At 72.7% G+C, this 19,090-nt stretch carries 23 protein-coding genes; 15 read left to right on the forward strand and 8 right to left on the reverse strand.

What is annotated here, in order from left to right; all coding sequences use genetic code 11:
• Positions 1-20 precede the first annotated feature (20 nt).
• Positions 21-953, forward strand: coding sequence for a D-2-hydroxyacid dehydrogenase family protein (locus ACWEGE_RS37045; RefSeq protein ID WP_449665147.1), 933 nt, complete (start codon positions 21-23; stop codon positions 951-953).
• A 157-nt stretch (positions 954-1,110) separates the two neighbouring features.
• Here the strand turns inward: ACWEGE_RS37045 and ACWEGE_RS37050 are convergent, their stop codons facing one another.
• The 5 genes from ACWEGE_RS37050 to ACWEGE_RS37070 all read right to left on the reverse strand — a co-directional run bounded on the left by ACWEGE_RS37050 (position 1,111) and on the right by ACWEGE_RS37070 (position 5,810).
• Complete coding sequence (locus ACWEGE_RS37050; RefSeq protein WP_449665148.1) at positions 1,111-2,589, reverse strand: alpha/beta hydrolase; 1,479 nt, start codon at positions 2,587-2,589, stop codon at positions 1,111-1,113.
• The gene (locus ACWEGE_RS37055; RefSeq protein WP_449665149.1) at positions 2,586-3,401 is read right to left on the reverse strand and encodes a serine hydrolase domain-containing protein; all 816 of its coding nucleotides are present in this window, start codon (positions 3,399-3,401) and stop codon (positions 2,586-2,588) included. The genes ACWEGE_RS37050 and ACWEGE_RS37055 overlap by 4 nt, the downstream gene beginning before the upstream one ends.
• 80 nt (positions 3,402-3,481) lie before the next feature.
• Positions 3,482-3,748: an HPr family phosphocarrier protein gene (locus ACWEGE_RS37060; protein ID WP_285994310.1), complete on the reverse strand. Its 267-nt coding sequence runs from the start codon at positions 3,746-3,748 to the stop codon at positions 3,482-3,484.
• A 41-nt stretch (positions 3,749-3,789) separates the two neighbouring features.
• A complete protein-coding gene (locus ACWEGE_RS37065) occupies positions 3,790-5,025 on the reverse strand; it encodes a PTS transporter subunit EIIC (protein WP_449665150.1) in 1,236 nt (411 codons plus the stop codon).
• Positions 5,022-5,810 carry a GntR family transcriptional regulator gene (locus ACWEGE_RS37070; RefSeq protein ID WP_449665151.1) on the reverse strand — a complete coding sequence of 263 codons (789 nt, stop codon included), beginning with the start codon at positions 5,808-5,810 and terminating at the stop codon, positions 5,022-5,024. The genes ACWEGE_RS37065 and ACWEGE_RS37070 overlap by 4 nt, the downstream gene beginning before the upstream one ends.
• A 243-nt stretch (positions 5,811-6,053) precedes the next feature.
• Here ACWEGE_RS37070 and ACWEGE_RS37075 point away from each other — a divergent pair, with 243 nt between their 5' ends.
• Both ACWEGE_RS37075 and ACWEGE_RS37080 read left to right on the forward strand, forming a co-directional pair.
• Positions 6,054-6,293: a glucose PTS transporter subunit EIIB gene (locus ACWEGE_RS37075; RefSeq protein WP_167455364.1), complete on the forward strand. Its 240-nt coding sequence runs from the start codon at positions 6,054-6,056 to the stop codon at positions 6,291-6,293.
• Positions 6,290-6,745, forward strand: coding sequence for a PTS sugar transporter subunit IIA (locus tag ACWEGE_RS37080; RefSeq protein ID WP_449665152.1), 456 nt, complete (start codon positions 6,290-6,292; stop codon positions 6,743-6,745). The genes ACWEGE_RS37075 and ACWEGE_RS37080 overlap by 4 nt, the downstream gene beginning before the upstream one ends.
• An 82-nt stretch (positions 6,746-6,827) precedes the next feature.
• On the opposite strand, the gene ACWEGE_RS37085 is transcribed toward ACWEGE_RS37080, so the two are convergent.
• The gene (locus ACWEGE_RS37085; RefSeq protein ID WP_449665153.1) at positions 6,828-7,265 is read right to left on the reverse strand and encodes a QcrA and Rieske domain-containing protein; all 438 of its coding nucleotides are present in this window, start codon (positions 7,263-7,265) and stop codon (positions 6,828-6,830) included.
• Positions 7,266-7,370: 105 nt separating this feature from the next.
• Between ACWEGE_RS37085 and ACWEGE_RS37090 the strand changes: the two genes are divergently transcribed.
• From ACWEGE_RS37090 to ACWEGE_RS37130, 9 genes are all read left to right on the forward strand, one after another.
• Entirely contained in the window at positions 7,371-7,739 is a 369-nt protein-coding gene (locus ACWEGE_RS37090) for a hypothetical protein (protein ID WP_449665154.1), read from the forward strand.
• A gap of 4 nt (positions 7,740-7,743) precedes the next feature.
• The gene (locus ACWEGE_RS37095) at positions 7,744-8,256 is read left to right on the forward strand and encodes a sigma-70 family RNA polymerase sigma factor (RefSeq protein ID WP_449665155.1); all 513 of its coding nucleotides are present in this window, start codon (positions 7,744-7,746) and stop codon (positions 8,254-8,256) included.
• Positions 8,253-8,897: an anti-sigma factor family protein gene (locus ACWEGE_RS37100; RefSeq protein ID WP_449665156.1), complete on the forward strand. Its 645-nt coding sequence runs from the start codon at positions 8,253-8,255 to the stop codon at positions 8,895-8,897. Before ACWEGE_RS37095 ends, ACWEGE_RS37100 begins: the two co-directional genes overlap by 4 nt.
• A gap of 487 nt (positions 8,898-9,384) precedes the next feature.
• A complete protein-coding gene (gene aroC / locus ACWEGE_RS37105; protein ID WP_449665157.1) occupies positions 9,385-10,572 on the forward strand; it encodes a chorismate synthase in 1,188 nt (395 codons plus the stop codon).
• Positions 10,569-11,093, forward strand: coding sequence for a shikimate kinase (locus ACWEGE_RS37110; RefSeq protein ID WP_449665158.1), 525 nt, complete (start codon positions 10,569-10,571; stop codon positions 11,091-11,093). Before aroC ends, ACWEGE_RS37110 begins: the two co-directional genes overlap by 4 nt.
• 8 nt (positions 11,094-11,101) lie before the next feature.
• Positions 11,102-12,211, forward strand: a complete 1,110-nt coding sequence (gene aroB, locus ACWEGE_RS37115) for a 3-dehydroquinate synthase (RefSeq protein ID WP_449665159.1) — start codon at positions 11,102-11,104, stop codon at positions 12,209-12,211.
• Positions 12,208-12,639, forward strand: coding sequence for a type II 3-dehydroquinate dehydratase (aroQ, locus tag ACWEGE_RS37120; RefSeq protein WP_449665160.1), 432 nt, complete (start codon positions 12,208-12,210; stop codon positions 12,637-12,639). The genes aroB and aroQ overlap by 4 nt, the downstream gene beginning before the upstream one ends.
• Positions 12,636-13,541: a GNAT family N-acetyltransferase gene (locus tag ACWEGE_RS37125; protein ID WP_449665161.1), complete on the forward strand. Its 906-nt coding sequence runs from the start codon at positions 12,636-12,638 to the stop codon at positions 13,539-13,541. Before aroQ ends, ACWEGE_RS37125 begins: the two co-directional genes overlap by 4 nt.
• Before the next feature lie 281 nt (positions 13,542-13,822).
• Positions 13,823-15,346: a beta-xylosidase gene (locus ACWEGE_RS37130; protein ID WP_449665162.1), complete on the forward strand. Its 1,524-nt coding sequence runs from the start codon at positions 13,823-13,825 to the stop codon at positions 15,344-15,346.
• A gap of 378 nt (positions 15,347-15,724) precedes the next feature.
• Here the strand turns inward: ACWEGE_RS37130 and ACWEGE_RS37135 are convergent, their stop codons facing one another.
• Positions 15,725-16,210 (reverse strand): B-4DMT family transporter, encoded by a 486-nt coding sequence (locus tag ACWEGE_RS37135; protein ID WP_449665163.1) that lies wholly within the window; start codon positions 16,208-16,210, stop codon positions 15,725-15,727.
• A 62-nt stretch (positions 16,211-16,272) separates the two neighbouring features.
• On the opposite strand from ACWEGE_RS37135, the gene ACWEGE_RS37140 reads away from it, so the two are divergent.
• From ACWEGE_RS37140 to nusB, 3 genes are read left to right on the forward strand one after another with little or no spacing between them, the layout of a single operon-like run.
• A complete protein-coding gene (locus tag ACWEGE_RS37140; protein WP_449665164.1) occupies positions 16,273-17,361 on the forward strand; it encodes a M24 family metallopeptidase in 1,089 nt (362 codons plus the stop codon).
• A 45-nt stretch (positions 17,362-17,406) separates the two neighbouring features.
• Positions 17,407-17,970 carry an elongation factor P gene (efp, locus tag ACWEGE_RS37145; RefSeq protein ID WP_176176226.1) on the forward strand — a complete coding sequence of 188 codons (564 nt, stop codon included), beginning with the start codon at positions 17,407-17,409 and terminating at the stop codon, positions 17,968-17,970.
• Entirely contained in the window at positions 17,970-18,425 is a 456-nt protein-coding gene (gene nusB / locus ACWEGE_RS37150; protein ID WP_003096361.1) for a transcription antitermination factor NusB, read from the forward strand. Before efp ends, nusB begins: the two co-directional genes overlap by 1 nt.
• A gap of 125 nt (positions 18,426-18,550) precedes the next feature.
• On the opposite strand, the gene bldD is transcribed toward nusB, so the two are convergent.
• The gene (bldD, locus tag ACWEGE_RS37155; RefSeq protein ID WP_003096372.1) at positions 18,551-19,039 is read right to left on the reverse strand and encodes a transcriptional regulator BldD; all 489 of its coding nucleotides are present in this window, start codon (positions 19,037-19,039) and stop codon (positions 18,551-18,553) included.
• Between the last annotated feature and the right edge of the window lie 51 nt (positions 19,040-19,090).

Here is a 19,090-nt window from a genome sequence, read left to right on the forward strand (position 1 = left end):
GCAGCCACTACGGTGAGGTCATGCGGATCGCCATTCTCGACGACTACCAGAACGTCGCCCTCACCTTCGGTGACTGGGACTCGCTGAACGCCGACATCACGGTCTTCACCGAACCCCTGACCGACGTCATCAAGCAGCTCCAGGGCTTCGAATGCGTCGTCGCGATGCGCGAGCGCACCCGGTTCCCGGCTGACGTGCTCGACGCCCTCCCGGACCTGAAGCTGCTGGTCAGCACGGGCAAGCGGAACGCGGCCGTCGACGTCGCGGCGGCGCGGCGCAACGGCGTCGTCGTGTCCGCCACCGGGTACATCGGGGAGCCGACCGCCGAACACACCTGGGCGCTGATCCTCGCCGCCTCGCGGAACCTGCCGCAGGAGTTCCGGTCCATGCGCGAGGGCGGCTGGCAGACGTCCGTCGGCACCATGCTGCACGGCAAGACGCTCGGCCTGCTCGGCCTCGGCAGGCTCGGCGCGGGCGCGGCCAAGATCGGGCAGGTCTTCGGGATGGAGACCATCGCCTGGAGCCAGAACCTGACGCAGGAGAAGGCGGACCCGCACGGCGTCACCGCGGTGACCAAGGACGAGCTGTTCGCGCGTTCGGACGTGCTGTCCATCCACCTGGTGCTGGGCGAGCGCACCCGCGGCCTGGTCGGCGCGGCCGAGCTCGCCGCGATGAAGCCGACGGCGCTGCTGGTGAACACCTCGCGCGGCCCGATCGTCGACGAAGCCGCGTTGGTGGACGCATTGCGGCGCAAGGAGATCCGCGCCGCCGCGCTGGACGTCTACGACACCGAGCCGTTCCCCGCCGACCATCCACTGAGGACACTCGACAACGCGGTCCTGACCCCGCACATCGGCTTCGTCACGCGGGAGGTCTACGAGATCTTCTACGGCGACGCCGTCGAGGACATCGCCGCCTACCAGGCGGGGGAACCGATCCGCGTCATGGAGTGAAGTAGGCGTGCGGCCCGCCGGGGCCCGAGGTCCCCGCACCGGCCCTGCGGCGGGCCTGCACCCCTACAGGACACCACCCGCGCCCGGACCGCGGCAGGGTCTTTGGACCCTGTCCCGGCCGGGTCGTTGGGCATCACCTGCGGTCGGCGATTTTCCCTCAGGGAAAGGGAATCGCGTCGGGTGCGCAGGTCGTCCCCGCGGCCGGCGCGGCCGGCTCCGTCAGGTAGCGCACCACGGCCGCCGACGCGCACGCGCTGGGGACGTCCAGTGAGGTGTGGCCGTAGCCCTCGACGACGAGCACGCGGCCGTCGCCGAGTTCCGCCGCCGTCGCCTCGGCGTTGTGCAGCGGTGTCGCCGGGTCGAACCGGTTGTTCAGCACCAGGACAGGGTTCTTGCGCGGCCGGTTCCACGGGCCGGTGTAGCGGTCGTCGTCGCGGGCGGGCCAGCCGGCGCACTGCGCCATCGAATACACCGCGCTCAGCCCGAAGTACGGCTGCCGCGCGCTTTCCCGCGTGGCGAGTTCGGCGTAGTCCGCGGGCGAGCTCGGGTTGTCGCTGTCGAGGCACTGCACGGCCAGGAAACCGGGGGAGTGCGTCGGCACGTACGGGTCCGGCACCGGCGCGGCGGCGCCCGGGTCCGACGGCATCGCGGCCAGGGTCTGGGCGAGCCGCTTCCACCGGCCGGACTGGTACAGCGCGCTGCCGACCGTCTTCATCAGGGCGCCCACGCCCGGGCCACGGGAGGCGTGGGCGAAGATCCCGGCGAACTTCGCCTTCGGGTCGCCGCCGGAGAAGGCGCACTTCGGCCCGGCCGCCGCGCACACCGCGAAGAACTGGTCCAGTTCCTGCTGCTGCGCCGCGGCGACGTCCGCGCGCACGTCCACCGGCTGCTTCTCCTGGCCCGGCTTCCCGGTGGCGTTCGCGACGAGGTCGAGCGTGCCGTCCAGGGTCATCGCGCGGACCTTGTCCGGGAACAGGTTCGCGTACGTAGCGCCCAGGTAGGTGCCGTAGGAGTACCCGTAGAAGTTCAGCGAGGCGTCCCCGACGGCCTGGCGCAGGAGTTCCATGTCCCTCGCCACGTTCGCGGTCGAGAGGTGCGCCAGGAGCGCGCCCGAGGCCGCGCAGGCCTTCCCGGTTGCCGCGCTCGCGGCGAAGAAGGCGTCCGGCTGCCGCAGCGGCGAACCGGACGGCGGCGGGTGGTCCGCGCCGGGACAGCCGATCGGCGCCGACCCGCCGATCCCGCGCGGGTCGAAGCTCATCAGGTCGAACCGGGCGCGCAGCTCCGGCGGGTAACGGGCGGCGAACCGCGTCAGCTCGCCGACGCCGCCGGTGCCCGGGCCGCCGAAGTTGAAGAACAGCGAGCCGAGGCGCCGTCCCGGGTCGCCCGCGGGCAGCCGGATCACCGACAGCGTGATCGTGCCCATCGGCTCGCGATAGCTCAGCGGAACGGCCGCACCCGCGCACTGGAACGGCCCGTGGCAGGGCGCCCAGCGCAGCACCGGGACGGCGGCGCCGTTCGTGCCGAGCGCCAGGGGAGCGTCCGGTGCCGCCGCCGGGGGCACCGGGGCGGGTGCGGCCGCGGGTGCGCTGCAGGCGGCGAGCAGCAGGAGGGCTGCGGCGAGGAAGGCCCGTTTCACGCGCCCAGTTCCGCCAGGACGGCGTCGGTGTAGCGCGGCCAGACCTCGGCGGCCCACGGGCCGAACGCGCGGTCGGTGAGGGCGACGCAGGCCGCGCCGGCGTCCGGGTCGACCCAGAGGAACGTGCCCGACTGGCCGAAGTGGCCGAACGTCCGCGGCGAGCTGTGCGCGCCGGTCCAGTGGGGGCTCTTGTGGTCGCGGATCTCGAAGCCGAGGCCCCAGTCGTTGGGCTTCTGGTGCCCGAACCCGGGCAGCACCCCGGAGAGCCCGGGGAACACGACGTTCGTCGCTTCGGCGACGGTGGCCGGGTCGAGCAGCTTCGGCGCCTGCAGCTCGGCGGCGAAGGCGGCCAGGTCGTCCACAGTGGACACCGCGCCGGCCGCGGGCGAGCCGTCCAGCGTGGTCGAAGCCATGCCGAGCGGGGCGAACAGCGCTTCGGCCTGGTACTGCGCGAACGGGATGCCGGAGTGCTCGGCGAGCGCGTCGGCCAGCTGCTCGAACCCGGCGTTGGAGTACAGGCGCCGCGTGCCCGGCGCGGCCATCGCCTTGTGCGCGTCGAAGGCGAGCCCGGAGGTGTGGGCGAGCAGGTGCCGCACCGTCGAGCCCTCCGGCCCGGCCGGCGTGTCGAGCTCGACGACACCCTCTTCGACCGCGATGAGCGCGGTGTAGGCGGTCAGCGGCTTGGAGACCGAGGCCAGCCGGAACTTCCGCGCGGTGTCGCCGTGGCGGCCCGCGACGCTCCCGTCCGCCGTCACCACGGCCGTCGCGGCGTTGTCCACCGGCCACTCGTCGATCAGGCGCACGCTCTCCATGAGGCCAGCCTACGAAACGCCGCGAAGGCCTTCGCACCGGCTGTCGGGGAGCCGGTGCGAAGGCCTTCGCGGGGTACTGCTCAGGCGTCGAGGTCGGTGGCGACCAGCTGGGCGACCGCTTCCACGGCCTCCTCGGCGCCCTCGCCCTCGGCGCTGATGACGACCTCGTCGCCGTAGCCGGCGGCCAGCGTCATCAGGTTGAGCACGCTGCCGGCGGCCACCGGGTCCCCGCCGGCCTTGGCGATCTGCACCGCGACGGGCTGCGCCGCGGCCGCCTTCGCCACCAGCGCGGCCGGCCGGGCGTGCAGCCCCACCTTGCTGGCCACGGCGACGCGTTTCTCCGGCATGTTCGTCCTCTCGCTAAACAGGTGCTACGTCGGTACGGATGTTACGCGGCGGCCGTGCGGTCGAGGTCGGCCTCGATCGAGTCGTCCTCGCGGCCCGGCGTGCGCAGGTTCCACTTGGTGATCGCGAAGCGGAACACCACGTAGTAGATCACCGCGTAGACGAGGCCGATCGGGATCAGCAGCCACGGCTTCTGCGCCGCGGGGGCGCCGAAGTTGAGCAGGTAGTCGATCGCGCCGGCCGAGAAGTTGAAGCTCTGGTGGATACCCAGCGCGTTGCAGATCGCCAGCGAGGTGCCGGTCATGATCGCGTGGAACAGGTACAGCGGCCACGCGACGAACATGAACGAGAACTCGATCGGCTCGGTGACACCGGTGAGGAACGAGGTCAGCGCGCCGGCGATCATCACACCGCCGACGACCTTCTTCTGCGCCGGGCGGGCCGTCTGCCAGATGGCCAGCGCGGCCGCGGGCAGGGCGAACATGAAGATCGGGAAGAAGCCGGTGGTGAACGAGCCCGCCGACATCTTGCCCGCGACGAAGTTGTTGATGTCGCCGCCGTCGAAGATGAACCAGACCGGGACGTTCAGCAGCTGGTGCAGACCGACCGGGATGAGCAGGCGGTTCAGGGCGCCGTAGATGCCGCCACCGACGACCGGGGAGGCGGTGACCGCGTCACCGGCCGCCTCGATGCCGCTGTTGACCCAGTGGAAGACCAGGCCGAAGATCACGCCGAGGAGCACCATGACGCCCGCGGTGATGATCGGGACGAACCGGCGGCCGCCGAAGAACGCCAGGTAGGCGGGCAGCTTGATGCGGTGGTACTTCTGCCACAGCAGCGCCGCCACGATGCCGACCACGACACCCGCGAGCACCGAGTACGGCCACTTGATCGGCTGGAGCTCGGTGACGCCGGCCGTGTACTTCGGCAGGTCCTTGAGCGGGGCGAAGACCTGGACGACGGAGCTGAAGACGAAGAAGCCGACGACCGCCGCGACGGCGGTCGAGCCGTCGCCCTTCTTGGCGAAACCGACGGCGATGCCGACCGCGAACAGCAGCGGCAGCCAGTTGAACAGCGTGCCGCCCGCGGCGCCGAGCACCGACGCGACCTTGTTCCAGCCCAGGCCGTCCTTGCCGAGCATGTCGTCCTGCCCGAACCGGAGCAGGATGCCCGCCGCCGGGAGCACGGCGATCGGGAGCATGAGGCTACGGCCGAAGCGCTGAAGACCGGCGAGACCGCTGCCGCTCTTCTTCGCCCCCTCCGCGGTGGTCGAACTCATCTGGATCCTCCATAGTGGGGTGGTTGACCGGGTTCCGGGGTGTTCCGGTCCAACTGCATGGTCACCTGGTAGTGGTCTCCCCGGTACCAGGACGTGATGTCTTCGATGGGGTCCCCGTTGGCGCTGGAGACCCGCCGGAACACGAGCAGCGGGCTGCCGGCACGCATGCCGAGCAGCCGGGCCGTCTCGCGGTCCGCGCCTTCGGCCCAGACGGTCTGCCACGCCTGGTCGGGACGCACACCGTACGTCTCGGCCAGCTGCGCGTAAATGGACTGGGTCAGGTCGAGCCCGAGCAACCCGGGGGCCCGGCCCGCGTGGTACCAGCCGCGTTCGACGGCCAGTGGCACGCCGTCGGCGTGCCGCAACCGCACCAGGTGGTGCGCCGGAGCGCCCTCGGCCAGGCCGAGGGCGTGTGCCGAGGCGGTGGGCGGCACCTCGGTGGCCGCGGAGACCACCTCGGTCGTCGGGGTCAGCCCCCGCCTCCGCATGTCGTCGGTGAACGACATCAGGTAGAGCTGCAGCTCCATCCGCCGGGCCGCGGTGAACGTGCCCTTGCCGCGGACCCGGGCGAGCAGGCCCTCCTCGACCAGCTTGCCGATCGCCGAGCGGACCGTGAGCCGCGACACGCCGTAGCGCTGGGCCAGCTCGCGTTCCGACGGGATCGGGGCACCCGGCGGGAGCTCGCGCTCCACCGTGCGGCGGAGGATTTCCCGCAGCTGGGCGTGCTTGGGCGTGGGCCCGTTGACAACCTTGTCGGGCGGCGGGACGTGCGCTGCCGCGCTCATCGGCGTCACCCTCCTCGTTCTCGTGTCACCGGGGGACCGGTGCTCGCATCCGGCCCGGAACATTGGTACGTTCCGGTCTAGACCAATGATCTGATGGGGCAGGATGCTCCGCCGTGCGGACGGGTGTCAACCACCGTTATCCGTTCGTGGCCCGCGGCGGGGTGCAAGCGGACGAACGGCGTAGTACAGGTGGACACGCGGTTCGCGTCAGGTTGGGAACAAACAGTGATCAAGGAGACCGCGATGGCGGATGACAGGCCCGAAAAGATCCTCGCGGCACTCGGCGGCGCGGGCAATCTCACCGAGGTCGAGGGCTGCATCACGCGGCTGCGCTGCGAGGTCGAGGACATGAGCCTCGTCGACGAAGGCGCGCTCAAGAAGGCCGGCGCGATGGGCGTGGTCAAGATGGGGTCGACGGCCCTGCAGGTGATCGTCGGGCCGGAAGCGGACACCATCGCCAGCGACATCGAGGACCTGCTGTGAGCTTCGACATCCTCAGCCCGGTCGCCGGGCGCGTGGTGCCGATCACCGAGGTCCCCGACCCGGTGTTCGCGCAGGCCATGGTCGGGCCGGGCATCGCGGTGCAGCCGTCTGGCGGCCGGTCGGACGCGGTCGCGCCGGTCGACGGCACGGTGGCGACCCTGCACCCGCACGCCTACGTCATCGCGACCGAGGACGGCAAGGCCGTGCTGGTCCACCTGGGCATCGACACGGTCAAGGAGAAGGGCGAGGGCTTCACGCTGCACGTCGTCAAGGGCGAGCAGGTGCGGGCCGGCCAGCCGGTCGTCAGCTGGGACCCGGAGGCGGTGACCGCGGCGGGCTACTCGGCGATCGTCCCGGTCGTCGCGCTCGACGCGGCGGCGGAAGTTTTGTCCGGTTTGGACACCGGCCGCGAGGTCGCCGCGGGCGACCGGCTGTTCGCCTGGGACGCCTGAGCCGCCGTTCGCGACGCTCCCGCAACGCGAACGGGCCCTTGTGGACGTGCGTCCGCAAGGGCCCGTTCGCGTGCCCGGCTCGTCAGCCGGTGACGACCTTCCCGTTCTCGACCTTGACCGGCACCGACGGCAGCGGCTTGCTCGCCGGGCCCTGCTTGACCTCGCCGGTGAGCGCGTTGAACACCGAACCGTGGCACGGGCAGACCAGGTCGGCGCCCTTCGGCGCGACCGTGCAGCCCTGGTGCGTGCACACGGCGCTGAACGCGGCACAGGCCGACTCCGACGTCCGGGCCACGATCACGTCGGTGCCGTCCGGCGCCTTCGCCGCCTTCGCCTGCCCGACCGGGACGTCGGCGAGCGCGACCAGCGGCGTCCCGGCGGCGATCGGCGCCTGCGCGGTGCCCGATTTGCCGTTCGGCTCCGACGAACAGGCGGTGAGGGCGACGGCGCCGACGGCGGCACCGGCGACGGCGGCACCGGTGGTCAGGACGGTGCGGCGGGAGTGCAGTTCGGCTGTCATGCCCTTATCAACGGGATCGCCACCCGTTCGGTTCAATTTCCGGTGAACCGGATCGCCCCCTGCCCCGTGTATGTAGCGGAGTGGGTGTGGAGTGGAGGAACGATCATGGTGAGTTGGGTTCTACGCATCGTCGTGGCGGCCGCGCTGCTCGGCTCGGCGGGCGTGCACTACTTCCTGTGGACGCAGGACTACCCCGGCCTGACCGGGACGCTGTTCCTGCTCGACGCGATCGCCGGGCTGGTGCTGGCGATCGCGGTCCTGGCCTGGCGGCACTGGCTGCCGGCGCTGGGCGCGGCCGGGTTCGGGGCGCTGACGCTCGGGGCGTACGTGCTGGCCGCGACCGTCGGGTTCATGGGCAACCACGACCAGTTCAACAGCCAGCCGGAGTACTGGGGCGTCATCACCGAGGCGGTCTGCATCGTGGGCGGTCTGGCGCTGCTGTTCGTGAAGGACCGGCGCCGGGTGGCGGCCTGAGTTCGTGGGAGAGGTCGCCGAAGAGGCGCTCATGCGCGCGCTGCACGAGGAGCACGCGGCCGCGCTGTGGTCCTACGCCCTGCACCTGACCTCCGGTGACCGGATCCGGGCCGAGGACGTCGTCCAGGAGACGCTGCTGCGGGCTTGGCGGTCGCCGTCGGTGCTGGACCAGTCGCAGGGCTCGGCGCGGGGGTGGCTCTTCACGGTCGCGCGGCGGATCGCCATCGACGGCTGGCGCTCGGCGTCGGCCCGGTCGGAGGTGCCGACCGACCGGCCGCCGGACCGCGTGGTCGCCGACGGCACCGAACGCGCGGTGCAGGGCTGGCTGGTCGCCGAGGCGCTGGCCGAGCTGTCGGAACGGCACCGCGAGGTGCTGCTGCTGTGCTACTTCCAGGGGTATTCGGTCGCCGACGCGGCGCTGAAGCTGGGGGTGGCCGAGGGGACGGTCAAGTCGCGCACGCACTACGCGTTGCGCGCGCTCCGCCTGGTGCTCGAGGAGAGGGGGGTGACCCAGTGAGCGAGGACCCGTTCGCGACGTTCGACGCCGCGTACGTGCTGGGGGCGCTCGCCCCCGAGGACCGGCAGCGCTTCGAGGAGCACCTGCGCACCTGCGACCGGTGCGCGGCTTCGGTGCGCGAGCTGGCGGGGCTGCCCGGGCTGCTGGCCAGGGTCGACGCGCCGGCCTCGCTGCCCGACCCCGGCCCGCCTCCGCCGGACCTGCTGCCCACGGTGCTGCGCCGCGTCCGGCGCGGCCGCCGGATCCGCCTCGCGGTGACTTCGGCATCGGCCGCGCTGGCCGTGTCGGCGTGCGTGGCGCTGGCGGTGGTGGCGTCGGCTCCGGCGGTGCCGGCGGTGCCACCTTCGGTCGCGATGACGGCGCTGGGGCAGTTCCCGGTCCGCGCGGACGCCCGCCTGGCGGCGTTCGACTGGGGCACCCAGGTCGACATGTCGTGCAGCTACACGGGCGGCCGCAGCGGCGGCGACTACCTCCTGGTGGCGATCTCGCGTTCGGGCCAGGAGACCCAGCTGGCGACGTGGAAGGCCCTCCCGGAGAACACGGCCCGCCTTTCGATCGGCACGGCCCTGCGGCAGCCCGACCTGGCGGCACTGGAGATCCGCGCCGGCAGCGGCCTGCCCCTGCTCCGGCTGACCCTCTGAGTCCGGTGGCTCATCCGGGCCGCAGGGGGCCCCGGATGAGCCACCCCCACCCACCCCACCACGCGAGATCCCCGCCCAATCACGCGTAATGCCCCTCCAGACACACGAGATCCGCCCCCAATCACGCGACTTCCGCCTCCAATCACGCGAGTCGACCCCCCAATCACGCGAGTCGACCCTTCAGTCACGTGTGTCGTCCTTCCAGGTACGCGTGTCGTCCGCCGGGGTACGCCATCCGACCCTCCAAGCACGCGCGCGACCCGCGCCCGAAGTCGCCCACAGGAGTGATTCCGACCCGAAAACGTCGCGAATCCTCCGTTCGCGACAACCGGTGATTGCCGTGCGCAACCCCGCGGCAGCAGCCTGGAGTCATGACCTTCCCGATCTTCGCCACCACCACCGCTCTCCGGCTGCCCGCCCGCTACACCGGTGCAGCTGACCGGAGGCATGTCCCGGCCCGCGTCGCGCCCGTGACAGGATTGAGCCCATGTTGCGCTGGATCACCGCAGGTGAATCGCACGGACCCGCGCTGGCCGCCGTGCTCGAAGGGATGCCCGCGGGCGTTGCCGTCACCACCGCCGACGTCACCGAGCAGCTGGCCCGGCGCCGGCTCGGGTTCGGCCGCAGCCCGCGGATGGGCTTCGAGACCGACCACATCGAGTTCCTCGGCGGCGTCCGCCACGGCCTCACCCAGGGCGGCCCGGTCGCCGTGCACATCGAGAACGCCGAGTGGCCGAAGTGGGAGCAGGTCATGGCGGCCGACCCGGTCGACCCCCAGATCCTCGAAGGCCTCGCGCGCAACGAACCGCTCACCCGGCCCCGCCCCGGCCACGCGGACCTGCCCGGCATGCAGAAGTACGGCTTCGACGAGGCCCGTCCCGTCCTCGAGCGCGCGAGCGCCCGGGAGACGGCGTCGCGGACCGCGCTCGGCACCGTCGCGCGCAACTTCCTCCAGCAGCTGCTCGGTGTCGAAATCCTCAGCCACGTCGTCTCGATCGGCGGCGCCGACGCGCCCGAGGGCCCCCTCCCGCAGCCCGGGGACCTGGCCGCCATCGACGAGAGCCCGGTGCGCTCCTTCAGCCAGGAAGGCACCGACGCGATGGTCGCCGAGGTCGACGCCGTGCGGAAGGCGGGTGACACCGTCGGCGGCGTGATCGAGGTGCTCGCCTACGGCCTCCCGCCCGGCCTCGGCTCCCACGTCCACTGGGATCGCCGGCTCGACGCGCGGCTGGCCGGCGCGCTGATGGGCGTCCAGGCGATGAAGGGCGTCGAGGTCGGCGACGGCTTCACGACCGCGCGTCGCTGGGGCAGCCAGGCCCACGACGAGATCGACCGCGGCTCCGGTCCGGTCGGCGTCACGCGCCGCTCCAACCGCGCAGGCGGCCTCGAAGGCGGCATCACCAACGGCGAGCCGCTGCGCGTGCGCGTGGCCATGAAGCCGATCTCGACCGTCCCCAAAGCACTGTCCACAGTAGACGTCAAGACCGGCGAGCCCGCGGTGGCCATCCACCAGCGGTCCGACGTCTGCGCGGTGCCTCGGGCCGGGGTCGTGCTGGAGTCGGTCGTGGCGCTGGTCCTCGCCGACGCCGCGCTCGAGAAGTTCGGCGGTGACTCGCTCGCCGAGAGCAAGCGCAACGCCGAGGCGTACCTCAAGGCCCTCGAGGAGCGGTGGTGAGTCCTCGCGCGGTGATCGTCGGGCCGCCCGGCTCGGGCAAGAGCACGGTCGGCCCGCTGCTCGCCGCCGCGCTCGGCGTCGCGTTCCGGGACAGCGACGATGACATCGTCGCGCGGGCCGGGCGCAGCATCTCCGACATCTTCGCGGAAGAGGGCGAACCCGCTTTCCGCGCGCTGGAAGAGGAAGCGGTCGCCACCGCGCTGGCCGAACACGAGGGCGTGCTCTCCCTCGGCGGCGGCGCGCCGCTCACCCCGGGCACCCGGGCGCGGCTGGCCGAGCACACCGTCGTCTTCCTCAACGTCGGCCTCGCGGCGGGTGTGCAGCGCACCGGCCTGTCGAGTGCGCGGCCGCTGCTGGCCGGGGTGAACCCCCGGGCCACCTTCAAGAAACTGCTCGACGAGCGGGTGCCTGTCTACCGCGAGGTCGCCACCGTCGAGATCGTCACCGACGACCGGACGCCGTCCGGGATCGTCGCGCACCTCGTGGCGGAGCTCGCCGCTCCCGCCGAAGCCAAGGAGTGAGCCACCCCGTGTCTGATCCGGTGCGCATCCCGGTCGCCACCGCCCAGCCCTACGACGTCGTCGTCGGGCGCGGCCTGCTCGGCGACCTCACCGAGCACCTGGCCGGCGCCTCGAAGATCGCGCTGATCCACCCGCCCACGCTGACCGCCACGGCCGAGGCCATCCGCGACGAGCTGACCGCGGCCGGCCTCGATGCCCACCGCGTCGAGATCCCGGACGCCGAGGACGGCAAGGCGCTGAGCGTCGCCGGCTTCTGCTGGGAGGTGCTCGGCCGGATGGGGCTGGACCGCCGGGGCGCCGTGGTCGGCCTCGGCGGCGGCGCCGTGACGGACCTCGCCGGGTTCGTCGCGGGCACGTGGATGCGCGGGGTCCGGCTGGTCAACGTGCCGACCACGCTGCTCGGCATGGTCGACGCCTCGGTGGGCGGCAAGACCGGCATCAACACCGAGGCCGGCAAGAACCTCGTCGGGGTGTTCCACGAGCCGAGCGCGGTGTTCGTCGACCTCGCGACGCTGGAGACGCTCCCGCCTAACGAGCTCGTCGCCGGGATGGCCGAGGTCGTCAAGGCCGGCTTCATCGCCGACCCGCGGATCCTCGAGCTGATCGAGGCCGATCCGGCCGCGGCGCTCGACGCGACGGGTGACGTCCTGGCCGAGCTGGTCCGCCGGTCGATCCGGGTCAAGGCCGACGTCGTCGCCGCCGACCTGCGGGAGTCCGACCTGCGGGAGATCCTCAACTACGGCCACACCCTCGGCCACGCCATCGAGCGCCGCGAGCGGTACCGGTGGCGGCACGGCGCCGCGGTCAGCGTCGGCCTGGTGTTCGCCGCCGAGCTGGCGCGGCTGGCCGGGCGGCTCGACGACGCCACGGCCGAGCGCCACGCCTCCGTGCTGAAGCGGCTCGGCCTGCCGACGACCTACGACGCCGACGCGCTGCCGCAGCTGCTGGAAACCATGAAGGGCGACAAGAAGACCCGCTCCGGGGCGCTGCGGTTCGTCGTCCTCGACGGGCTCGCCAAGCCCGGCCGGCTGGAGGGCCCGGACCCGGCGCTGCTCGCGGCCGCGTACTCGGCCGTCGCGGCGGAGGAGACCCACGGGAGCGGGAGCGTGCTGCTGTGAAGGCGTTCGTGTTCAACGGACCCAACCTCGGCCGGCTCGGCAAGCGCGAGCCGTCGGTGTACGGCTCGACCACGCACGACGACCTCGCGGCGCTGTGCGTCAAGACGGGCGAGGAGCTCGGGATCGAGGTGGAGGTCCGGCAGACCGACCACGAGGGCGAGATGGTCGGCTGGCTGCACGAAGCGGCCGACGGCGGCCACCCGGTGGTGCTCAACGCCGGTGCGTGGACGCACTACTCGATCGCGGTGCGCGACGCCGCGGCGCAGCTGACCGCGCCGCTGATCGAGCTGCACATCTCGAACGTGCACAAGCGGGAGGAATTCCGGCACCACAGCGTGCTTTCGGACATCGCGACGGCCGTGATCGCGGGCCTCGGCGTGGACGGCTACCCGCTCGCCCTGCGCTGGCTCGCCGAGCACGCCGGATGACCTCGCTGGCGACGCCGCGCCTGACGCTGCGGCCGCTGACCGAGGCGGACCGCGAAGCCGTGGTGAAGGTGTTCGCCGACCCGGAGATGAGCCGCTTCTTCGCGGCGGACTTCTCCGACCCGGCCACGGCGAGCGCGATGGTCGACCGGCGGCTGGCCTACGACGGGCCGGCCGGCCAGGGCCACTGGGTGATCGTGCGCGACGGCGAGGTGATCGGTGTCGCGCACCTGCGTCCGTCGTCGGAGCTGCCGGGCGGCGTGGCCGAGCTGGGCTACTACGTCGCGAGCGCGCACGCCGGGCAGGGCCTGGCCACCGAGGCCGCCCGTGCGCTGCTGGACCACGGGCTCGGCACGCTCGGGCTCCCGGCGGTGTGGGCGCTGGTCCACGAGCGGAACGCGGCGAGCCGGAAAGTGGCCGCCCGCTTGGGTTTCCTCGACGTCGGCAGCGGCGTGCACTACGGCGACCTGCACCGCGTGCTTGTGGCGCTGCCGGAGGTGCACGGGCGGCCGCACCACATCGAGCTGTGGGTGCCGGACCTGGCGGAAGCGGAACGCAGCTGGGGCTGGCTGCTGGGTGAGCTGGGCTGGCGCGAGTTCCAGCGCTGGCCGGCGGGGGTCAGCTGGCGGCTCGGCGGGACGTACCTGGTGGCCGAGGCGTCGCCGGCACTGAGCGCAACGGACCACGAGCGGACGCGGCCGGGCTTGAACCACCTGGCGCTGCACGTCGGCAGCCGGGCACAGGTCGACGACCTGGCAGCCCGCGCGACGGCCCACGGCTGGCGGCCGCTGTTCGCGGACCGCTACCCGCACGCGGGCGGCCCGGCCCACTACGCGGCTTATCTGGAGAACGAGGCCGGGTTCGAGGTCGAGCTGGTCGCCGCGGAAGGTGCGGCCGGCGGGTAGGTGACAGCGCCCGGGTAGTGGGGCTTTTCGCGGCCGAAGAGTCACTCAGCGCCGCACGACCCCACCGCGCGACCCCGCCGGGCGAAGCCCGCAGGGCCGAAGAGTCTCTCACCGCCGTGCGACTCCGCCGGGCGAAGCCCGCAGGGCCGGAAAGCTTCTCGCCGCCGGGCGCAGTCTCCAGGGGCCGGAGGCTGCTCCCGACCAGCGCCGCCACGATCGGACGACCGTCGAACAGGAGCGCCGCCACTCGGACGGGTGGCCTCTCGCTACACTCCGATGCCGTGCACCCGTTTCGTCGTGGGGGTCGGCGACCCGCTCGTGCCTCGCTCGCCAGTCTCCTGGCGGCCGTCCTGCTCGCGGGCTGCACCCAGGGTTACGCCCAACCGCAGGCAGCGGGGGAGCGGCCCGCCATCGCCGGCGGGAAGACCACCTCGGCGCCGCGGCCCGTCGACGTCGAGCTCGGATCGGGTGACCCCCGGCAGAGCGGTGGTGTCATCGCCGCCGGTGGGGCCGATGCCGTCTACAACTACGGGCCGACCGTCATGCTCGACCGCGGGCAGACCCGGATGTGGTGGTGCAGCCAGTACGGCGGGGCCGGGCCGGCCGGCGACGACATCCTCTACGCCCAGGCCCCGTCCTTCGACGGGCCGTTCACCGGGCCGGACGGTGGGATCCCCGCCGCCGTGTTCTCCGGGGCGCCCGGGCAGTTCGACGGCATGCACACCTGCGACCCGTCCGTGCTGCGCGTCGGCTCGACGTACTACCTGTACTACACCGGCGCGGCCGGGGACCACGCGCTCGGCAACTCGATCGGGCTCGCGACCAGCCCCGACGGGATCCACTGGACCCGCGCGGCCGGCGGGCAGCCGATCCTCGGGCCGTCCCACGACGTGCACCGCGAAAACGTCTACGGCGCGGGTCAGCCGTCGGTCGTCTACCTCGACGGCTGGTTCTACCTGATGTTCACCGACACCACCGGCCGCGCCGCTGGTCCCAACGGCGCCGGGCAGTTCCTGCTCCGCTCGCGCGACCCCGCGTTCGGGTCGGGCGTGCAGGCGCTGGACACCGGCGGGTTCGTGCCGGTGGCTTCGACTTCGGCGCCGCGGGCCCGGTCGATCGTCGACGGGTTCAGCGCGGACCTGATGTGGGTGGGCGCGCTCGCCGCGTTCGTCGTCGCGCACGAGACCGACGGCGGGACGACGCTGACGTTCTGGTCCGCGGACTTCACCGAGCACCCGTTCCGGCCCGTGCTGGTTCCCGGGCCGTGGCGGGAGGGGCCGGGCCTGGTGCGCCGCGCCGACGGGCACGCGCCGCTGTCCACGGCCGACCCGTGCGCCCGGGTGCCCCTCGACGTCATGCGCGCGACCGTGATCGGTGGCGCCGCCGCCCCGACCGACCTGCGGCACTTCGGGCTGGACCTGCTGGGCAGCCAGGCGTGCTCGAGCCCCGCCCGGGTGGCGGCGACGTTCGACGGGGTCACGATGCCGTCGCCGGAGCGGACGATGGACCTGGTCCGCGCGGGCCAGCGGGTCCGCGTCGACCGGCGCGGGGTGGCCGCGGCCCTGGCCGGCGAACTGCTGGAGAAGGCGCCGCCGGAGGTGGCGGCGCTGCCGGTGACGGCCCGGTTGCGCGCGGGGGCCGAGGCGGTCCAGGCGCCCGGGCGCGGGTTCGCGCTGGTCCTCGACGACCACCGGCTGTGGCGGATCTCGGACCCGGTGGTCGCGGCGGGCAACGCCTCGACCCCGCACCCGGTGACCGACGCGCAGTGGGACGGCTACCGGCCGGGCCCGGCACTGACCGGCTGACGCGCACCCGGTGGCTGCGGCCCGGGGTGGTGGCAGCCGCCGCTTGTCCGCCCGGTGGCCAGGGCGGCCCGGTGGTGGCTGGAGGCTGCCGGTTGGCCTCGGCTGGCGACCGCTTGGGTATGGCTCGAAGCCGCTGCGTATCCGCCCCGGTGGCCAGGGCGGCCCGGTGGTGGCTGGAAGCTGCCGGTTGGCCGCGGCTGGCGACCGCCTGGGTATGGCTCGAAGCCGCTGCCTATCCGCCCCGGTGGCCAGGGCCGTCCGGTGGTGGCTGGAGGCCATCGGTTGGCCGCACGGCTCGCGACCGCCCGGGTGTGACGGAGAGCCGCTGCTTGTCGGCCCGGTGGCCAGGGCCGTCCGGTTGTGGCCGGAAGCTCCCGATCAGCCGCGCGGCTCGCGGCTGGGCGGCCGAAGCCGCCGGGGCCGTGGTGAAGGCGTCTCCGGCAGCACGTCCCGCGGCTCCTCCTCGACCGGCCGGCTGCGGCCGATCCGGCCTCCCACCAGCAGGCCCAGCCCGGCCGGGACCAGCACCAGCAGCGCCGAGAACGCCGCTCCGCCGGTGAGGGCGCCGCCCAGTTCCGACACGCCCGTCTGGTCGACGAACACCGCTCGCCCGATCACGTACAGGATGCCCGACACCACTCCGGCCACCAGCGCCGCGATGAACCAGGCCCGGCCGCGGTCGGCCACCCCGCGCCACGCGTCCAGCGCCGCCCACAGCGCCGCCGCGCCGACCAGGACCGCCAACGTCGACGAAACCGCGAGCGTCTGGTCCGTCGGGTGGTACACGGCGTACTTGGCCAGCAGCGTCAACGCCACGCCGTGCAGCACCGCCATCACCAGTCCGCGGATCACCCAGGTGCTCATCCTGCGGAGTGTAGGCGGCCTGCGCACCGGTCACCCGGCCGCCGAGGAACTAGGGTGGATGGGTGCCTGAAACCCATGGACGACGTCGTGCCGCGCTGCGTGGGCTCCTGACCGGAGCCGGCGTGGACGCGCTGCTGGTCACCGATCTGCTGAACATCCGCTACCTGACCGGGTTCACCGGCTCGAACGCCGCCGTGCTGCTGCACGCCGGCGGCGACGACAAGACGCTCTTCTGCACCGACGGCCGCTACACCACCCAGTCGGCCGCCGAGGTGCCCGACCTCGAAACCGTCGTCGACCGGGCGAGTGCCGCCGCGCTCGTGGCCAGGGCCGCCAAGGACACCGCGACCTACGGGCAGCTCGGCTTCGAAAGCCAGCACGTCAGCGTCGAGGAGTACGAAAAGCTCAAGCAGCAGGTACCCCTGAAGCGGACCCCCGGGCTGGTCGAGCGGCTGCGCGAGGTCAAGGACGAAGCCGAGATCGAGGCGCTGCGCCAGGCCTGCGCCGCGGCGGACCGGGCGCTGGACGACCTGGTGGCCGCCGGGGGGCTGCGGCCCGGGCGGACCGAGCTGGAAATCGCCCGTGACCTGGAGAACCGGATGCTGGAGCACGGCTCGTCCGCGCCCAGCTTCGCCTCCATCATCGCCGCCGGCGCGCACTCCGCCATCCCGCACCACCAGCCGACGCACGCGGAGCTCAAGCGCGGCGACTTCGTCAAGCTGGACTTCGGCGCCACCGTCGACGGCTACCACTCCGACATTACCCGCACCTTCGTCCTCGGCGAGCCCGCCGACTGGCAGCGGGAGGTTTACGAGCTCGTGCACACCGCCCAGGCGGCCGGGGTCGCCGCCGTCGTGCCGGGCGCCGAGGTGTCCGATGTGGACGCCGCGGCGCGGAAGGTGATCGCGGACGCGGGGCACGGCGAGCACTTCGCGCACGGCCTCGGGCACGGCGTCGGCCTGCAGATCCACGAGGCGCCCAGCTTCGCCGCGACGGGCGTCGGTACACTGGCCGCCGGTATGGCGGTCACCGTCGAGCCCGGCGTGTACCTCGCGGGCCGCGGTGGCGTGCGCATCGAGGACACGCTCGTCGTGCGGGCCGGGGAACCCGAACTCCTCACCCTGAGCACCAAGAACCTCGTGGTCGTCTGACAGCGGCCCCGAACCCGAAGATTCGACACAGGAGACTGCAAGCTCGTGGCCACGACCAACGACCTGAAGAACGGGCTCGTCCTCAACCTGGACGGCCAGCTCTGGACCGTCACCGCGTTCCAGCACGTCAAGCCCGGCAAGGGGGGCGCCTTCGTGCGCACCACCCTCAAGCACGTGCTCACCGGCAAGGTGGTCGACAAGACGTTCAACGCGGGCACGAAGGTCGACACGGCCACGGTGGACCGCCGGAACATGACCTACCTCTACAAGGAGGGGCAGGACTTCGTGTTCATGGACGGCGACACCTACGACCAGATCACCGTCCCGGCCGAGGTCGTCGGCGACAACGCCAACTACATGCTCGAGAACACCGAGGTCCAGGTCGCGGTGCACGAGAACGAGCCGCTGTACGTCGAGCTGCCGACGTCGGTCGAGCTGGTCGTCCAGCACACCGACCCGGGCCTGCAGGGCGACCGCTCCACCGGCGGCACCAAGCCGGCCACGCTGGAGACCGGCGCGGAGATCCAGGTCCCGCTGTTCCTGTCCACCGGCGAGAAGATCAAGGTCGACACCCGCGACGGCCGTTACCTGGGCCGCGTCTCCAGCTGATGCCGACGTCGAAACCCCACCCGAACCGCGGCGGCGCGATCAGCCGCCGTCAGGCGCGCCGCCGCGCGGTGGAAATGCTGTACGAGGCCGCGCAGCGCGACACCGACGCGGTGACGCTGCTGGCCGACCGGGTCGGCGCGACGGACGTCGACCCGATCGCGGACTACACGATCAGCCTGGTCGAGGGCGTCACCGGGCGGAAGGCCCGGATCGACGAGCTGCTGGCCGAGCACGCGCAGGGCTGGACGCTGGAGCGGATGCCGAAGGTCGACCTCGCGGTGCTGCGGGTCGGGGTCTACGAGCTGCTCTGGGCCGAGGACGTGCCGGACCCGGTGGCGATCGACGAGGCCGTCGGCCTGGCGAAGGAACTGTCCACGGACGACTCGCCGCGGTTCGTCAACGGCGTCCTGGGCCGGATCGGCACGATCGCCGACCGCCTGCGCGCGGTTCTGTAGAGCCCCCCCGGTCAGGTGACCGCGGGGGAAGGCTCGCCCCCGAAACGAGCCCCCCGACGAGTCAGTGAGCGTCTCCGGTGCCCCACCGGGGAACGCTCACTGCGTCGGTTTCGCACACTTGCTGATCAGTCCTCCTTGGAAGGACGGGCCTCCGGCGGCAGGACGCCCCAGTCGATGAGCTGCTCGGTCAGCTCGCCCGGGGTCATGTCGTAGATGATCGCCAGGGACCGCAGGTCCTCGGTGCGGATCGAGAGCACCTTGCCGTTGTAGTCGCCGCGCTGGCTCTGGATGGTCGCGGCGTAGCGGGCCAGCGGGCCCACCTTTTCGGCAGGCAGCTGCTGCAGGCGCTCCAGGTTGATCACGATCTTGGTGGCGGGCTCGGCACCGGAGGGGACCCGGCCCTCGGGCAGCAGCTCGACCACCGGCACACCGTAGAAGTCGGCCAGCTCGGCCAGCTTCTGCACGGTGACGGCGCGGTCGCCACGCTCGTACGAGCCGACGACGACGGCCTTCCAGCGCCCACCGGACTTCTGCTCGACCCCGTGCAGGGACAGGCCCTGCTGCTGGCGGATCCCGCGGAGCTTGGCCCCGAGCGCCTTGGCGTAATCGCCCATCTGGTCGTTCTCCGTTCTTCACCCCCTCCCGGTCGGGGTGACCGGGCCGGG

This window comes from Amycolatopsis sp. NPDC004747 (assembly GCF_053601335.1).

Excerpts from the sequence above, each read along its gene's own strand:
- ACWEGE_RS37045 (WP_449665147.1), top strand. The coding sequence starts at position 21 with ATGCGGATCGCCATTCTCGACGACTACCAGAACGTCGCCCTCACCTTC.
- ACWEGE_RS37055 (WP_449665149.1), bottom strand. The coding sequence starts at position 3,401 with ATGGAGAGCGTGCGCCTGATCGACGAGTGGCCGGTGGACAACGCCGCG.
- ACWEGE_RS37060 (WP_285994310.1), bottom strand. The coding sequence starts at position 3,748 with ATGCCGGAGAAACGCGTCGCCGTGGCCAGCAAGGTGGGGCTGCACGCC.
- ACWEGE_RS37065 (WP_449665150.1), bottom strand. The coding sequence starts at position 5,025 with ATGAGTTCGACCACCGCGGAGGGGGCGAAGAAGAGCGGCAGCGGTCTC.
- ACWEGE_RS37070 (WP_449665151.1), bottom strand. The coding sequence starts at position 5,810 with ATGAGCGCGGCAGCGCACGTCCCGCCGCCCGACAAGGTTGTCAACGGG.
- ACWEGE_RS37075 (WP_167455364.1), top strand. The coding sequence starts at position 6,054 with ATGGCGGATGACAGGCCCGAAAAGATCCTCGCGGCACTCGGCGGCGCG.
- ACWEGE_RS37085 (WP_449665153.1), bottom strand. The coding sequence starts at position 7,265 with ATGACAGCCGAACTGCACTCCCGCCGCACCGTCCTGACCACCGGTGCC.
- ACWEGE_RS37090 (WP_449665154.1), top strand. The coding sequence starts at position 7,371 with ATGGTGAGTTGGGTTCTACGCATCGTCGTGGCGGCCGCGCTGCTCGGC.
- aroC (WP_449665157.1), top strand. The coding sequence starts at position 9,385 with ATGTTGCGCTGGATCACCGCAGGTGAATCGCACGGACCCGCGCTGGCC.
- ACWEGE_RS37125 (WP_449665161.1), top strand. The coding sequence starts at position 12,636 with ATGACCTCGCTGGCGACGCCGCGCCTGACGCTGCGGCCGCTGACCGAG.
- ACWEGE_RS37135 (WP_449665163.1), bottom strand. The coding sequence starts at position 16,210 with ATGAGCACCTGGGTGATCCGCGGACTGGTGATGGCGGTGCTGCACGGC.
- nusB (WP_003096361.1), top strand. The coding sequence starts at position 17,970 with ATGCCGACGTCGAAACCCCACCCGAACCGCGGCGGCGCGATCAGCCGC.
- bldD (WP_003096372.1), bottom strand. The coding sequence starts at position 19,039 with ATGGGCGATTACGCCAAGGCGCTCGGGGCCAAGCTCCGCGGGATCCGC.